The organism is Arthrobacter sp. TS-15 (genome assembly GCF_006964045.1).
GTDB lineage: Bacteria > Actinomycetota > Actinomycetes > Actinomycetales > Micrococcaceae > Arthrobacter.
In genome coordinates, this window is record NZ_SDXQ01000058.1 from 25,942 (window position 1) to 41,718 (window position 15,777).

Here is a 15,777-nt window from a genome sequence, read left to right on the forward strand (position 1 = left end):
GTCCGCTCCTGCGTAGTAGATGCCCTGCGGGCTAACTTTCCTCATGATCACGGGGGCCACAGGGACGAGGATGCTTCCCACAATCCCCGAAATGGCTGGGGTGTTCAGAAGTCGATTGTGAGAGAAGCGCCGATAAGGGCCGGGATGATACTGAAGCGAGTTCTTTCGTTTGAAGTCCTCTACCGTGGATGTGAACTGGTACTAACGGACCGCCCAGTCGTGACCGCAGCTTTGGCAGATCGCAACCTTTTGGGATTTGTACTTCATTTTTTCGGTTCCCTTAGACTTCTTCCAGACGAGGTTGGACATGCCAAACGTTGAAATTGCTGTGAGGCCACGGGCTGCATTGTTCGCATTGCCTCCTAGTCCAGTTCCGTGCTTCCGAGTCCGTCCGCCAGACTGCATCATCTCAACAGTGACGTTGTCACTAGCGCACTTAACACACTTCATCGCTTTTCTCCTCTGGGTCGGTCCGGATTTCGCCGGGAACACGTCCGAGTGGCGATGATCGTAACTATACGATGCGGCGTCAATTGACTAATGCAGATGATTGTCGAGGCGCATTCTCGAGCCGAATGTTACGTCTCGAGAGGGCCTGGCGAACCTGCTCGACCCGTTGCTATCCGCCAAGGCGGGCAATGACCTACTTTTCACCACCGCTACAGCTGCCCCCATCGGCCCAAGACTTTCTGGCAATATCACTGGGTGCCAGCCCTCCAAGCAGCCCAAACCCAACGGGCTGACGAAGTTGCCAGGGATCGACGACCTGCGTCACATGCATGCCTCCTGGCCATACAGGACGGCGATATGCCACTGTTCGCAATTTCGCGTCGGCTTGGTCATGCATCTGTGCGGACAACCGATCCGGTCTACGGCCACCTCATGTCCCAAGCACTCCAGACCTGCGCGGACCCACCGAACTCTTAGTTCAAGGCTTCACTTATCGGTCCTCCGACCGCATGCGGAGATTATGAAAAATTAAGGCAGTGATTGACACTCCCCAGCGCTACAGGCGGGTGCACTCAAGGCGATGCCCGTGGGATGAGGACTCTCATGACAGGAGGCTTTGCTATTGGCACGACTAGCTTCTTGGCTTGGATAGCGGCTTGGATTGCTATTGATAAAGGACACGCTCCTGCGGCGCCTGCTGATGCCTCATCTGACTTCGCACCTACTGATGCTGGTGACCATACGGATCACGTTTCACAAACATCCACCTCGCGTCCCACGGAAGCCACAGATCGTCCTTAAATCTCTAATGAGGCGGGGACAAGCCTGGGCGAGATAGCACCCGCTTCAGCGTGCGGGACTGATAATGTCAGCGTCCTTCCATGATTCATTGACCTTTGGGCCGCTAAGGCCGCTTTGGGCTTGAAACTGTTCTTTCGTCAGCCCGCTGCGTTGGGCCGAGGCCGCCGCACCAGCTCGCTGTAGGCGTTCCTCGTCTGAGGCAGGATCGGCGAAGAATTTAGCGTCGCGCAGCAGGGCTTTTACGTTGTCCGCGCTGACGGCAAGTGCTTCTGCAATCTCTCGCCGGGTAAAACCTGATGACTGTAGTTCCCAGGCTCTGCGGCACCGTTCTATTCGTTCCCTTCGAACGTCTGAGTTGAAAGTGTTGAGTCCCAGTGCGTTTCCGTCGCGATGACTTTCCATAGGGGTTACTGGCACGGATTTAATGATCGGAGACCACTTCCACGTGGTAGCTCCCGGGGTGGATGCAGGCAGCCAAGGGGCGAAAGCCAACGGCAGTGTGGGCAAGTCCCGTTCGGTCAGTTCTACCAGCGCCAGTCCCTGTCTTTCTGCAAGCTGCCGCTTTTCTTGCATTTTTGCTGCATAGGCCGGGTTGTTAGGTAAGCCCCACAGTTCCACGAATGTGCCATCGGCCAGAATCCAGTCAGCCCTCCGGCGCCCTAGTGGATTGAGGACTGGATCCATTGGATAGGTTGGCTCGCGCTCATGCTCAATGCCGAATTGATGCATGAAGTCGCACACCGCTTTTTCGCCCATGGAGAGACACCGGTGTCCGTCTCGTGCCCGTATGAGGGTGCCCCTGCTTAACCGCAGACCAGCATCGGCCAGGCCTGCTTCCTCCAGGAGTAAAGTCCATGGGAACTTGCCACGCTTTATCGCGAAGCGCAGTAACAGAAGCTTGTCAATGGCGTCCGGTTGCTGGGGAAGACGCGGATCAATGTGGACTGTTTCCAGTTGTCCCTCCAGCATTGGTTCATCGCTAAATTCGAGTTCTGCTATCAGTTTGAGGGCGGCGGCTGCTCGAGACCGGTTGGCGAAAACACCGTCGCCTGCGAACTCTAGGCATTGCTGGCAGTAGGTAAGCGGTTCCGTGCATATGGAAGTCAGCACCGGCCAGGCCGGCTGTCCGCAAAGCCTGCAGCTACCTTCTTTGTCAGCCAGCGTATGTTCTCCGAAAAGCTGACGACGCTGTTGAATAAGGGACTCGTGCAGCTGGAACTGCCTTTTAGCTTCGACTATGGCGCCTTGAGCAATTTCATAGTGCTTCACCTCAATCGACTCTGCCGGCAATACATGCTCCAAATTTGCGGTGCTGATCGATGCGATTATCTGATGAGTCATCAGGCCAGCCGCCTTGTCACGCCGTTTCTCGGCTTGGCGTTCCCGGGCGTCTTGGCTGAACTCATCAAAGGGAATGTCCTCTGTCAGTTTCCATGGACGACGTGAAATTCCCAGTTCGGTTACTTTGAGCCCAACGCGTGAGGCGTAGCAGAGGGCGGGTCCCACAAGGCGGCTGTCCTCGATCCACAACTTTCCTGTTTTCGGGTTGAACCGAGCCATGGGGGAAACCGGGGGGAAAAGGTATACCTCACTCCGTGCATCCATCCGAAGGTTAGGAACGCGGGTCCTTGGCCAATCCCGCTCAAGCGGTATGGGCTGCTCAGACAATGGCTTAGCCGCCCAGATGCCTCCATCGACAAGCAGCCTTAGGACAACCTCTCTGTCTCGTTCATCTTCGAGAAGCAAGTAACCGCGGTCAAGGTTACCAAGTAGGCGTTGCGACGTGCGGTCTCTCACTTCGACTAGTCGCCCGACCCTGCCGTAGCGCGTGGTCAGGTGCAGCTCTCCGACGGGGGTCAGCTCGGCCGTGAAGTTTTGCAGGGTCTGGAGGGCACTGTCGGTTTCCGGCGATGGACGGGTGTGGGTTCCCGTGTCGTCGAACCCGAGAAACTCGTCTATCGCTCTTGCCAATTCTGCTGGTTCAGGCAGGTCTAGCTCGAGTCCGTCTTGGGTGGCGATTCCAGTGCAGCTAAGTTCCGCTCCGCCCAGGGCAGTAGAAAGGTCCGCGAGGCGTGTCATGCCAATCCTTCTCAGTTGGCTTTCGTAGAGATAGCCGAAAAACCTTTGCTCGCGATCCCCGCCGTACTGGGCGGGGGCCGCGATGGAGATGGCGTTTGAGTTGTAGTCATTGTCTGGGCGGTGGACTAAGGCAAGCTCAACAGGGATGCGCTCCCCTTGTCGAGGCCTGCGGCCTACTGCGCGCTTACTAAACTGCCTAATCTTCTCTTCGGCGTCGCGCCACTCCGCAAAATTCCAGGGCTCTCCTCCGGTGGGCAGAACAGCCTTTCCGTTAACTAGTTCAATTTTGTAGGACACTTCTCCGACTTACTACCGCTGCTACCCCGCGTAAGCGAACGAGCCAGAATGACCGGCTGCCCAGCCCCCACTGCTGACATTTCATGAATTACTGCTCACATTAGCTACTCACTTCTCAGGCTACTCATCGCGGGTCCGCGAAGACTGCAGGCCTCGTCGACTTTGCCACCGAAATCGTCAGCCAGCCGTCCGATGAACCCGCTCCCCCATTCTGGCTCAAAAGGCCGCATAACCGACGTTATGTCGTGTTGTACGCTGCGTATCTCATTAGATGAATCAATCCGCCCCATCCTCTGATCCCGTCGGCATCTGCCACATGGTCCCGGAGTTCCGCGGAATTTGGCCGGCCGTTTGGCCTCCCCCGGAGATTCTTCCTGTGGCGTGACGTGATGCTTTGCGCGTGGATGAGGCAAGCCTCACCGTCGCCGTGGCTGTTTCTTTTTTCCACGTCCTCCATTCAGCTTCTTAGTACTACGTCGTGCGCTCGGCGGGAGCTTGGTGAACGTCGCGGCGAGGCTCTTTAACGGAGCTACGGTGATAGCCGCGTCGCGTTCAAGGGTTTTAGGTTGAGGTCCGCCGCGGTAGCGGGACCCTGTCAGGAATCCGTCAGCACTGTATAGCAAGAGCATCGATCGATTGGAGTTCGTTTGGTATTGCTTTGAATCGATGTAGTCGTGCAGGTGGCCAGCAGCCACACCCTCCGGAAGAGCGACCGCTGTTAGGAGCCACGCTCCGTAGGGGGTGGCGCTGTGGCTGGTTAGGCTGCGTTCGACGTCGCCACTGCGCGCCTTCCGGCATTGCTCCCGCAGCCCTTTTCCCAGATCCCGTTGAGCTTTCCCACTCAGCCCCACCAAGTCTGCGCCAAATCGAAGCCATCCTGGCGACTGCGCGGATTCACTGGCGGTGAGATATTGCTCAACCCAAGGCTCCTCCCGTCGCGTGGGTTTGGGCGACTGGACAGCTGATAGACCCTCCTGGGCATAAAACCACGCGTCGAGGGGATCGGTCAGCGTGCCAAGACGGATTCGTGCTTGTTGCTGAAACTTCCGCACGTCGGAGGCCTTAACGGACGGCTTGGTAGGAACCTGGTCTGCCATCTCATGGGGGTCAGGGTCGAAATACATGCCTCCGGTCATGAACCACATGAACATGTCGAGTTCATCGGCACCCTCCACCATCTTCGCGAGCTTTCGGCCACGGCGCCGCCGGAGGTACTCGAGGAACTGAGCCGGATGGTCTACGGTTTGGCTGATTGCTAGCAGATCGTGAAGGCTCACAATCCAAGGGACCTCCCCGGTGTCGATAATGCCTTTGAGAGCAAGCTCGTTCATGGACAGAGAGAGTGGCCCCATGTCATCGAGCATGACAACAATCGAGTGAACCTCTTGGACATCGGACAAGTCGATCCACTTGCCATTTGATCCCCATACACCGTGGTTGGTGCCTATAAGCTTTGTAAGGCGATCGGCTTGGGCGTTGCCCTCCCTCAGGGTCTTCTGTAGGTCCGTTGCCAGCCGCAGGGGGTTTCCGCTACGAGACTTCTCGGTAATGGAGCCAGCTTTCACCTCAACGCATAGGGCGACGCCATCGACCACGTACAGCAAGTCGGACTCGTACTCACGCGTTTGCGTTGTGGTCCTGTCTCCGTCCTCGCTCAGGTGTGCAGTCTCCGCTGGAGAGACTGGACCAATGAACTTTTGTCCGGCCCATTTAGGCTCCGCTCCTTTGAGCAGTTTGCTAAGTGCTTCGGCCGCCTTGCCTTCGGAAAAAATGGCGCGGCGTTTATCGTACTTCGACCATAGCTTCCCTGCATTTGCTTGCTTTGCCGAAACCGCCGCAGTCAGCCCCCGCTCAACATCACGACGCAGTTCGTCCTCGCCGAGGAATCCATTGAGGAGGAGGTACTCGCCGGTATCGCGAATGCAACCCCAAGGCGTGGGAAGGGCTCCTTGCGAAAACCTGAGGAGCGGGTGAGCGGCTTCACTCGCAGGTCGGGAGAAGCTAAAGAACTCCAGGACTGCATGGGCCGTCGATTCCTCAACCCCGGCACGTTCGGCGGCATCACGCGCCGACACCGCTCCAAATAGCCGACACTCATTCATCATGATGTTGAAATCCCGCCGGAAAACCTCAGGGTCTGTGTCAGCCGACTGGCTGGATTCTCCTAGGCGATCGCGCGCCCCAAAAAACCGCTCGTTCAGCAACGCGATCGACGCCGCACGCACAGCACGTATTTCGTCGAGGGTAAACCCGAGCAACCCTTTTATCGCTGATGCCACTGTGGGGTCGCCAAAAAGGCCGGTGTTCAGGTCGGAGGCGATTGATACATACTGCCGACCGCGCACAGTAAGTTCGTACGCCAAGAATTCTCCGGCGAGACTTCCGAGCGGATGATCCGCGCGGCCACCCCTAATCAGGGCGAGGGCTCTCGCAGCTTCTAAGATTCTTGCAGCAAGACCCATTGCTTTCGAGGGATCGGGTTGGCCGTGGCCGAACCCCGTCAGGGGTTGCCGGGGCAGCCCCAGGCCCAGTAGGGCAAGAGCGACTACGTCTTGGGCTGCTTGCGACCATTCAAGCTGGCTCTGGCTTTCCTGTACATGGCTGAAATCCAAAGGGCTGGCGGCAAACCGCATGAAGGCGAGCGTATCGAATGAGTCATAGCCTTGGAGGGCCTCCTCCAAGGAGCCAAGGGCGTCGGCAATCTCGTGTTCGAGATACGCGACAGGGTCGGCGCCACCAGCCAGGGCTTGAGCCAGATGCTGATAATACTTTGCCGGGCTGTGAAGTCCGTCCGACGTTCCAGCCCCAACGACTTCCAAGATTCCATTCTCAAGGTTCACGCCAGTCAGTATCGCAGTGGGCTCCGACAATAATTCCTTTACGACGTCCTGATGACGAGTCATGGGGACGATCCGCCAGCATGCGGGCCACCAAACTCGACCCACAGGGACCGTTCTACAACTGCGACATGAAAGAACACCGCGAACCAGACCTCCTCGACCCGAAAATGGCCCCAACGGACTGGTTCCAAGACGCAAGAGCGAATACACGGTAATCGGCAAAGAGGGACAGCGCCAATGGCGTTGTCCCTCTTATTTTCTGCTTGAGTCACCCTCACCAGAAAGATCCGTGCGATGTTGCTACGACTCCGGGAACGAGCCAGCGCTTCGCCAGTTTTCGCCAGCATCGTCAACGGCCAAGCCGCAATTCTTCAGTCGACTGATCAAGGTTCTCCTACCGGAGATATCGTTCGTGAGATTTACATAGTTCAAACCCTCAATATCGCTGAGATTCCTGACGGCTCCAACTCTGACTAGAACTACGCCCTCCTGGTTGAGGGCCATGGCCCAACCAGCTTCGAAGACGACGTTTTGCCGCACCTGTCCGGTTTCCTGTCCTTCTCGCGGATCATCAGTCGGCTGACCGAATTCAGGTTTCACGCGTCCGAGATCGTCCGGAGTCATCAGGACGACGACAGCATCAGACATCTCTATGCCAGCCCGAACAATGTCAAGGGTGTGAGGCGTCCCGCCGCTGGTTCCCCGCGTTGCATCATCCCAAGTGATGATCCTGAGGTCTAAGGCTGTGAGCAGCTGTTCTAGTGCCTTGTACGCTTCGTGGTCTCGCCCTCGGACGACGAATACATATCGCTTAGTGGTGTCTGCGTGCTGTGTAGCTGCCGGTGAAGGTGGGGCCGTGGTTCCCGGGCGCTGAAACTGCCGCTCGGCGTTCCTAGACGAGGGCCGTCCGGCTGAGCTCGGTCCGCTCGCTCCGGTTACTTGGGCCGTTCGAGAGGACACATCTGCCTCAAGGCTTGAGAGGAGTTCTTTAGCCTCATTGCTCTCCCGTGAGAAATCGTGATTCATGCGAGATGAACTGGAATAGATGTAGTCCACGAGCTCCTGGAAGGAACTGTCGTTTCGGCCGGCAAGCTCCTTTGCGAGGAAAGTAGCCTTGGTTAGTTTGTTAGGGTTTGGATTGGCTTCGGAGACGAGCGAGTCCAAGTCGAATCGAAGAAAGAGGGATTCGATGACGGAGTGTGTTGCGTAATCATTGAGTAGCTGGGCTAAAGCGTGTTGGGTCTTGCCGCTAATTTGCGTCATATTTGGTTGCCTCCGTAGTAAGTGATTGATGTGCCTCGAACATAACAACTGGTCTGCTTGAAGTTCGAAAGCTATTGCGATGCCGACCTCCGACAGGAAATCAACCGGCATCTTCACTTATCGTCTCCCGCGGCGTGCCTGTTTTTCCTTGAGTACGCCAGCTGGCCAGTAGCCAGCAAGAATGGACGAAACAGCTAGGGCCACCGAATAGTCTCGGTGGCCCTAGCTCTTCCATCAATCCGTCTACTTGGACGGGCCGCTCTTGAACCGTTCAGCGCCCCTTGATGCTCCTGTGGGGGTCTTTCTTGCCTTGGTTGCGCCTTTGCCTATGGTGAGGGCTGCGCGGGGGTGGGTGGCTTCGCTGCGCTCTGCAGCTACCCTGCCCCGGACCTGGGATTCGTTTGCGCCGATGTTGGTCAGGGAGGCGGCAAACGCTTGTTGTTGTTCGGCCGAACCGTAGTCGCTGGCGGAAGTCGTTTCGGCTTTCAGGCCTTGGTCTTTTAGCCGGCTGCTGTCGTTGCCTGTGACGCGGTTCTCGATCTCGCGGCCGACGCCCTCCATGCGGGCGAAGAGTTCCTTCTCGGCCTGCTCGTATCGCTGTTCCTGTGTCGACCATTTGTCGCCTTTGAAGCCGCCCTCAGCCAACAGTTTGGCTTCGTGCAGGTTCTTCGCTGCATCCACGAACGCAGGGTCTTTGAAGTGCTCTTCACCAGCCCCGTTGACATTCGCGGTCGTTTCTTTCCGCAGCTGGTCGATGTCGGGTCCGTTGATCCCGTCCTTTCCGATGAGGAACAGGCGTTCCTTCACTGCGGCGTCCGCTACTTCCCTCGCCTTCGGCGTCTTTGCGTTGTGTGCCTGCTGGAGTGCTTTGGTTAGTTCGGGGCTGGCCAGGTACTCCGCTGGCACCTGGTGGCGTTCCATTTCGGGGGCGAGTTTCGCCGCCTGAGCGCGGAGTTCTTCGGCGCGGGCAGCTGCGAGGAGCTGCATGGCCTTTTCGTGTTCGATTGCGGCCTTACGTGCCTCCTCTTGGCTGAGGGCAAGTGCGTCCTGTCGGGCCTTCTCCGTGGTGATGGTCTGGATGCCTGACTCGAGGTAAGCGGCGTCTGTGCCGACGTCGTGGGTGTCGATGCCGTAGCGGGTGAGCACTTCCTGACGGATCCTTTCCGACGCTGCCAAGGCTGTCGGGTCGTGGTCCTTCCACGATTCAGCGACGGTGTGTGCGGTGGCGATGTCGGACGGTTGAGCTTTGTCCCACCACTGCTCCTTTTCAACCGGCGCGAGCGCTGCGTGGGCTGCACTGCGCTCGGCTGCAAGGCGTGCTTGGGCTTCGTGAGCAGCCGTCGATTCAAGGTGCTCCTGCTGCCGCTGGCCTTCCTGTCGTTTGCGAGCCAGGGTCTCTGCAATACGGGAGGCGATCATCAGCGATTGCCGCAGTCCACCGTCTACTACGTCGTCCATTCCGTCTGATTCACTCATGGTGTTCCCCTTGCACTAGTGGTGTGATTCTTATCGGTCGAGTACAGGCCCGGATTCGCGTCCAGCTCGCGTCGGTGTCTTAGCCGGCGTTGCTGTTCCTGGAACAACTGAGCCAGGCCGGATAGGTGCCATACCGCGTAGGCCAAGCTCCACAGGATTCCTTACAGGTTCACGGGCTACTGATTGCTCTGTCGCCCCTACGCTGACGGGCCGGGGCATGGTCGCTGCAAAAGGCTTGAGCTGAGTTGCAACGACAGCTCGAATCCTCTCCGCTTCACGTGTCCGACCGGATTGCAGATGCATGTCGTAGATCGCTGCAGCCATGTTCGCCAGCTGCACCATCAGCGCAGCCTGCGCCGCTGTCTTGTTCTTACTGGATGCCGCCAGGAACAACATTGCGGTGCCGGCAATGGACGGCAGGGCAACAGCTTTGCTGTGCTGGCGAGGTGAACGCAGTTGCGCGGTGCGGGACAATTCCGCGGCGGTTTCGGCCAGCGGTCCAGGTGTGGTTTCGAGACGGTGTGACCATGCTGCGAAGGCTCCCGAAACGTCCCGTGCTGCCTTCGCCCATGTGGCGTGATCGTCCAACGGAATGGCACGCAGTTGTTCTGCAAGGGCGGTCGCGTTGCGGGTGTACTCCACCCACACCTGCGGAGACGGTGTAGCTTTTTCAGGACCGGTTCTGGAGACGGTGCGCTTGTTGCGTGCTGCCGCGTTCCATTCCGCTGCCGCCTCGGTGGCAAGCTGCGGCGAGTCCATCCACGCTTCCCGCAGAGCACCAAGCTTCAAGTCCGAGGCGAGCGTGCCGCCGCCGAACCAGATGGGACGCTCCCCGGCCTTGGGACGCTCGGCTACTGAGTAGCCGACAATGACGTCGGTGGTGTTCTTCGCGTAGCGCGGTCGCAGCAACATGCCGGTGTCACGGGCGCGGCGGACGAACTCGCCTTCGGTTGCTGAGGCGCTGGCGCTGGCGCGGACTTTGCGTGCCAGCGATGAGCGGTGCATTTCCCGTTCATCGCGGACGGCGGTGGCCTTCTCGGCACGGTCGTAGCCACGGGTTGCATGCACGGTGGAGAGCTGTTCAAGGCCGTACTTAACTTCCAGTTCGCGGCAGGTCTGCTGCGCCTTTTTGTAGTCCCCGTGAGTGGAAGCCTTGGTGCCGTCCTCGCGCACCAGAGAGACGGCGATGTGAATGTGGTGGTTGCCGTTCTCGCTCGTGCCGTGGTTGATAGCCGCCCAACGGCATTGGGCTTTTCCGCTGGCCTCGGTGAAGCCCATGGAATCCACAAAGTCATTAGCGATATCGCCCCACTGCTGGTCTGTCAGTGCACCTTCTTCGGCGCGAAGACTCAGCGAGCAGTGCCACACACTGGCGTCCTTGTAGCCAACGTGAACGCGTTCCTTCTTGGCCGCGTCCCACTGCATGTCCTTGATCTGAACCGTGACGCCATATGCCTTGCGCGGCTGGTCAAGGTGTTTGGCAATAGCCAGGGCATCATCGCGGTCCAGTATGCCTTCGTCGTACCACGCCATGATGGCTGGGTCACCAGCCACCAAGTGCGGATCGCTGTGTGCATTCTTGGTCTTGTCGGAGTCCGTCGATGCTAGGTAAACCATGAGCCCGCTCATGCGCGAACCGCGAGTGATGTTCGGAATCATCCCTTACATCAGCCCCTCTATCGCCCGATCAATTCGCATGGCCACCGAACGAAGATGCTTTAGCGATTCGCGGGCCTCCACGGGGAACTCACTTGTGGCATTTGCCTGCCGCGCAAGCTGGTTGATGTTGTTCGACGAACGGGCCAGAAGGTTGTGCAGCTGCATGAGTTCAGCAATCACCGCTCGGCGTTCCGTCGGTGAGTCGGTACGTTCTGCCAGGGCCGCCGAAACCAGCAAGTTCGGGACCGTAACTTTCTCACGTTCGGCCCTCGCAACGAGAGCAGCTTCCTCTTCCACCGTGACCCACACGTCACGGCGCTTCTTCGTTCCCGCCGGAGTGTTCGCACGACGACGGCGGGACAGATTGGGGCGGTGAGCGTTCTCCTCTTCCGACATCCCAATCCCCTCCTTCAAAGGCCCAGCGCAGCGACCCCAAACCGGGGACCACACTGACAAGTGTGCCGTACTCGACCGCCAGTGTCGAGGACGACAAGCCACTTACACCCGTGTAAGTGTATAGCTTGCTCCGCATGGCCGAGTTTCCGGGTTTTCAACCCCTTCGCGAGTTCCCCTGCAAAACGTCCGTCCCGTTGTCGGTGCCACGGGTTAGACTGCACGCATGGACATCAACGACATTGCCGCTAAAGCGGCCGCGAAAATTGACGCCGCCAGAGACGCCAAAGTGAACGCCGTAAAGAAGGCCGCAGCCAGTAGCGTCGAGATGGCAGAAGCAGCGCAGATACTCACCGCAGCCGAACAGAAATACGCCCAGGACTATCAAGGTGCCCTGCGTGCGGACTGGACAGAATCCGACCTGCGCGGGTTCGGACTAGACGCGCCCAATAAGAAGGCCGGCGGCCGTCCCCGGAAGAACTCGGCGCGGCGCGCACCGAACCGGGACGATGCCAAGAACAGTGGCATCGTCGACATAGATATCCCGGCCGGAAGCGAACAGTAACCCCTCGACCACATGGGCACGGCAAAAGCTAAATCCTTCGGGCTTTTCCCGCACACATGTGGACGACGGGACCCATCTGACCGCCTGCACACAACCACCACGTCACCACCGTGCGAACACTCACCAAAGTGAGCGGTGGCCGTGCACAGCCTAGGTTCGATGCGCAGTCTCCACCGGATCCGTTTCCCATGGTCCAAGACGTAGCGTTGCCGTCGCACCGTGGGGGCGGGGCCGGCCCTTTTTCAGCCTTGACGACACACAGGGGCAGCGCGGGGCCGGGACGTGCGGGCACAGGAACCACAGGCGCGGGGAGACCTCTAATGCGGCAGGGGGATTCACGTCGGGGTACTCCCGGCGATCACCCAAAACCCACCACCCAGCCCACACCAGAAACGACAGGACAAACTTGATATGGCCGACGCCCCAGAAGAGGCGGGATCGAAGAAGCCTCCGATGCACGCAACCCCAAAAGAAGCTCGCCCGCAGCTCCCTCTGACTGTTAGCGAGGTCGGTAACGTTGCCGTCAAATACATCGCTCTGGCCGTGGGTTTCGGAACGTTGGCCTTCGCAATTAAGGCACTACTACTGGTTGGAATGGACACCAACGTTGCGGCTGCTTTAGTCGCGACAACTTCACCCTCAGCCGTGGTGCAGATGCTGCTGGAAGTCGTTCCTACGATTGGGATCGTTCTGTTCATGGTTTTGGTCTATCAAGCGGGGCGGTTGTCGCTCCAGGGTCCGGCTCAGGCCCTATGGTTACTGCCACTGGCCTTACTGGCGCTGGCTGTTATTGCACCAGCAATATTGATGCTCAGCTGGGAAGCAGTATGGGTCCTTGCGATCTTTGTCTGGATGCTTGTTCAGTCCTTCTGGATGGGACGATCTCGGCGTGGTGGTCATTACGTGCGGGCTATCGTTCCGCTCGTTGGGCTCATAGCATTCATCTTCGTGGCGGCAACAGGGATGTGGCTTCCCAGGGAACAAATCAAAGTGGCAGGGCATGACTATATGGCGTACGTGACCTCAGACTCAGAAGATTCATTGGTCGCATACTTTCCTGCCAACAAGGCAGTACTCCGCCTAGAGAAATCGACAGTTGAGAAGAGGCAGTATTGCCGCGTCAGCACGTCATACATGACCTTCGGAAGCATGTTGAGAGGCACCCCAAATCTTCCCGAATGCCCGAAGGATGATCAGCTCTTTCCCATCAAATGATGTTGGTCTCCCTGAGCGCAGCGGAATCTTTGAATCGCAGTTAACCCCGCCGCGCATCGAACCTAGGCTGTGCACGGCCACCGCTCACTTTGGTGAGTGTTCGCACGGTGGTGACGTGGTGGTTGTGTGCAGGCGGTCAGATGGGTCCCGTCGTCCACATGTGTGCGGGAAAAGCCCGAAGGATTTAGCTTTTGCCGTGCCCATGTGGTCGAGGGGCTTTAGACGATTCTCTCGGCAGGTTCGCCCTGATTCGGCAACGGTGGCTCACGCTCCGGTAGTTGCCTTAGAGCCTTTTCGCCGCCTGCAATCAATTCCTCGATGCTGACCTCAACGTCGGGACTTGGTTCCAGTTTTCGCGCCACCCGCAGATTGTTGATGAAGGACGCGGCCCACTCGTTCGGCGCGTGGTGGGCGTCCTCAATCTGCTTCATGGTGTGGCCGGTGCCGCTCAGCTGAACCATTGTCTGTTCGAGCAGTCCGTTGATCACTTTATGCTCAACACTCATCCAACTGTCGAGTCGCTTGTAGTGCTCGCTGGTTACTCCATCGACCAACTCCATCATGGATGAACGAACACGGACGAGAACTGGCCGCAGGTCCTGGGCGAGAACATTTGCTCCCACAACGTCCTGCATGGCACTAATGACTTCGCTCCACAATTCTCGTTGCCGTGCTCGTGCGCCTTCTTCTTCAGCTCGGACTGCCCGCTGATCGGCTGCGGCCGCGCGCTTGTCCGCCCGCGTCGCACGACGGTCTGCACGGATGGAGATGACTAAGCCAGACAAACCTGTCAGGCCGCCAAGAATGGCAATTCCGGTTGTAAGTACGTCCACGGCGCGAGTTCCCCTTTGAGCGATGTCCGGTTAATTCTCGCTGCTGCCTGGAGGGGATCAGTTCAAGCGGATTGTTCGGCCTGTTGTTTCCGCAGTGCACGGCTTACGCTCATCCGTCCAACACCGAGAACCTGAGCGATTTCTGTGATGGGTGTTTTCTTCGCGTGCATAGTGCGCGCAGCGTTCACCTGAGCTGCGGTCATGGTTGCCGGGCGGCCGCCTACGCGGCCGCGAGCACGGGCGGCTTCAAGCCCTGCCCGGGTGCGTTCAAGCATCCTGCTGCGTTCATGTTCTGCCAGTGCGGAGAAGATGTGAAAGATCAGGCTGCCGTCTGCGGTGGTGGTGTCAAGGAAGCTCTCGGTCAGGGACTTGAACTGGATGCCGCGTTGGTCCAGTTCTGTCACGATGCGGGCGAGGTCTGCGGTGGATCGTCCTACACGATCCAATTTCCAGACCACCAAGACATTCCCGGGTTGGAGGAAGTCTAAGCACCGCTGCCATTCGGGGCGGTCCTGCGTGGAACCGGAGGCGTAATCAGTGAAAGTGCGGATGACTCCGGCCCGGTCCAGTGCGTCATGCTGCAGCCGGGGGTTTTGCTCAGCTGTGCTGACGCGGGCGTATCCGATGAAGTTCGCAGTCACCGCGATTTTTCCTGTTCTGCGCCTCGTGCCATGGTCGTCTTCGCGGCTTCAGCTGCAGGCGCCTGGGCCGGTGGCCTCAGAGCGTCCCGTGGCGAAACCGGGTAAGAGGCGTGCACCAGCTTCATGACCTTTTCCATGCGGGGATCCACGGCCACCGATTGCTCCTGGTTCTTCTGGAGCGGGTGCTGGCCAAGTGCCGGCGGCTTGGTGCGCAGCTGCTCGGCCCATCGGCTGAGCCGGGATTTCAGTTGCGCCAGCTCGTGTTCTCCCACGCCGTACTCCTGCACTCGAAGAGCGCTGGAGATGCGCTTTACTTGGTCGAGCTGGGCGGCGAACATTCCGACGACGAAACCGGGGTCGCGGTCAGCTGCGATGTCGAGCAGTTGCCCGTCAGTGAATCGCTTGGATTCCCTGATGGCGTCAAGATCAAGATAGTCGCGGACTTCAGCACGGCTGTAGACAGCAACGACTTTGCTTCCCACGGCGTCCTCCAAACTCAGCACCGGGCCGATGGACAGCGTTACCGGCTCGGCCGCGCGCCAGTCGACACCAAGGTCCACTTCCACGATTTGGCCGGTAGAGGATGCGACAGAGAAGTTCGCGAACTGCGGTGCGTTACGGACCTCCACTACCTCGAGGCCGCGCTCCCGCATCGCGGCCGCGAGGCGTTGTGTTGAAAGCGCGAAAGCCTCAGTGCTCGTGACGGACGTGAACAGGTCGATGTCCTCTGTGGGGCGGTCAATGATTCCGTGTTCACGGATGGCTCCGGAGCCTGCCAAAGCGAAACCTCCGCTGGCCAAAGCATCAAGCGCCAGGCGCGTGACATCACGCTGGTAATCGACGTCCGACATTAGGAGTGCTGCGCCAACTGCGGGAACTTGTTCTCCCACAAATCGCGCACGCGAACAGGAAGCATCAGCTCGTCCCACACCTTCACCAAAAGGCCGGCGTTAAGCAGCTGCTCCTGGTCCGCCCGCGTACCTTCACGCAAGATCGCCTGATACGCCTTGAACACACCCTCGGTCTGCCCGAGATCGCAATCCGCCTGTGGACCCCAGTACACGTGGTGTGGCAGCGTCAGAACACCCTCCCCCGGCCCTCGCAGGGCATCAAGGCTTCCGGCCACCTCGTAGGGGATCACGTCCTGTATCAGGACCCGTGGCTCCTTGGAGTGGTCGCCCGCGTGCTTTGGCTTGACGGTAGGCATCTGTATCTCCTGTTGGTGCGGCGTATGTTGCCGCTGCGCTTAGGTTAGCAAGAGTGCA

12 protein-coding genes are annotated in these 15,777 nt (G+C 58.7%); 2 read left to right on the plus strand and 10 right to left on the minus strand.

The window, feature by feature from the left end; genetic code table 11:
• Positions 1–1,296: 1,296 nt before the first annotated feature.
• From EU811_RS20800 to EU811_RS20830, 6 genes are all read right to left on the minus strand, one after another.
• Positions 1,297–3,627, minus strand: coding sequence for a hypothetical protein (locus EU811_RS20800; RefSeq protein WP_142940181.1), 2,331 nt, complete (start codon positions 3,625–3,627; stop codon positions 1,297–1,299).
• Positions 3,628–4,043: 416 nt separating this feature from the next.
• Complete coding sequence (locus EU811_RS20805; protein ID WP_202979333.1) at positions 4,044–6,467, minus strand: hypothetical protein; 2,424 nt, start codon at positions 6,465–6,467, stop codon at positions 4,044–4,046.
• 300 nt (positions 6,468–6,767) lie between these two features.
• Positions 6,768–7,730, minus strand: a complete 963-nt coding sequence (locus tag EU811_RS20815) for a TIR domain-containing protein (RefSeq protein WP_160147673.1) — start codon at positions 7,728–7,730, stop codon at positions 6,768–6,770.
• 243 nt (positions 7,731–7,973) lie between these two features.
• Positions 7,974–9,206 carry a hypothetical protein gene (locus tag EU811_RS20820; protein ID WP_142940183.1) on the minus strand — a complete coding sequence of 411 codons (1,233 nt, stop codon included), beginning with the start codon at positions 9,204–9,206 and terminating at the stop codon, positions 7,974–7,976.
• 30 nt (positions 9,207–9,236) lie between these two features.
• Complete coding sequence (locus EU811_RS20825; RefSeq protein ID WP_142940184.1) at positions 9,237–10,865, minus strand: relaxase/mobilization nuclease domain-containing protein; 1,629 nt, start codon at positions 10,863–10,865, stop codon at positions 9,237–9,239.
• Between the two features lie 3 nt (positions 10,866–10,868).
• The gene (locus EU811_RS20830) at positions 10,869–11,261 is read right to left on the minus strand and encodes a plasmid mobilization protein (protein ID WP_187697277.1); all 393 of its coding nucleotides are present in this window, start codon (positions 11,259–11,261) and stop codon (positions 10,869–10,871) included.
• A 223-nt stretch (positions 11,262–11,484) separates the two neighbouring features.
• Between EU811_RS20830 and EU811_RS20835 the strand changes: the two genes are divergently transcribed.
• Both EU811_RS20835 and EU811_RS20840 read left to right on the plus strand, forming a co-directional pair.
• Positions 11,485–11,823: a hypothetical protein gene (locus EU811_RS20835; protein ID WP_238703488.1), complete on the plus strand. Its 339-nt coding sequence runs from the start codon at positions 11,485–11,487 to the stop codon at positions 11,821–11,823.
• Positions 11,824–12,234: 411 nt separating this feature from the next.
• Positions 12,235–13,038: a hypothetical protein gene (locus EU811_RS20840; RefSeq protein ID WP_142940185.1), complete on the plus strand. Its 804-nt coding sequence runs from the start codon at positions 12,235–12,237 to the stop codon at positions 13,036–13,038.
• 218 nt (positions 13,039–13,256) lie between these two features.
• Here the strand turns inward: EU811_RS20840 and EU811_RS20845 are convergent, their stop codons facing one another.
• The 4 genes from EU811_RS20845 to EU811_RS20860 all read right to left on the minus strand — a co-directional run bounded on the left by EU811_RS20845 (position 13,257) and on the right by EU811_RS20860 (position 15,719).
• The gene (locus EU811_RS20845; RefSeq protein WP_142940186.1) at positions 13,257–13,871 is read right to left on the minus strand and encodes a hypothetical protein; all 615 of its coding nucleotides are present in this window, start codon (positions 13,869–13,871) and stop codon (positions 13,257–13,259) included.
• A gap of 62 nt (positions 13,872–13,933) precedes the next feature.
• Positions 13,934–14,512, minus strand: a complete 579-nt coding sequence (locus tag EU811_RS20850; protein WP_142940187.1) for a recombinase family protein — start codon at positions 14,510–14,512, stop codon at positions 13,934–13,936.
• Entirely contained in the window at positions 14,509–15,363 is an 855-nt protein-coding gene (locus EU811_RS20855) for a nucleotidyl transferase AbiEii/AbiGii toxin family protein (protein ID WP_142940188.1), read from the minus strand. Before EU811_RS20855 ends, EU811_RS20850 begins: the two co-directional genes overlap by 4 nt.
• Entirely contained in the window at positions 15,363–15,719 is a 357-nt protein-coding gene (locus EU811_RS20860) for a transcriptional regulator (protein ID WP_142940189.1), read from the minus strand. Before EU811_RS20860 ends, EU811_RS20855 begins: the two co-directional genes overlap by 1 nt.
• Positions 15,720–15,777 lie beyond the last annotated feature (58 nt).

Excerpts from the sequence above, each read along its gene's own strand:
- EU811_RS20815 (WP_160147673.1), bottom strand. The coding sequence starts at position 7,730 with ATGACGCAAATTAGCGGCAAGACCCAACACGCTTTAGCCCAGCTACTC.
- EU811_RS20820 (WP_142940183.1), bottom strand. The coding sequence starts at position 9,206 with ATGAGTGAATCAGACGGAATGGACGACGTAGTAGACGGTGGACTGCGG.
- EU811_RS20825 (WP_142940184.1), bottom strand. The coding sequence starts at position 10,865 with ATGATTCCGAACATCACTCGCGGTTCGCGCATGAGCGGGCTCATGGTT.
- EU811_RS20830 (WP_187697277.1), bottom strand. The coding sequence starts at position 11,261 with ATGTCGGAAGAGGAGAACGCTCACCGCCCCAATCTGTCCCGCCGTCGT.
- EU811_RS20835 (WP_238703488.1), top strand. The coding sequence starts at position 11,485 with ATGGACATCAACGACATTGCCGCTAAAGCGGCCGCGAAAATTGACGCC.
- EU811_RS20840 (WP_142940185.1), top strand. The coding sequence starts at position 12,235 with ATGGCCGACGCCCCAGAAGAGGCGGGATCGAAGAAGCCTCCGATGCAC.
- EU811_RS20855 (WP_142940188.1), bottom strand. The coding sequence starts at position 15,363 with ATGTCGGACGTCGATTACCAGCGTGATGTCACGCGCCTGGCGCTTGAT.
- EU811_RS20860 (WP_142940189.1), bottom strand. The coding sequence starts at position 15,719 with ATGCCTACCGTCAAGCCAAAGCACGCGGGCGACCACTCCAAGGAGCCA.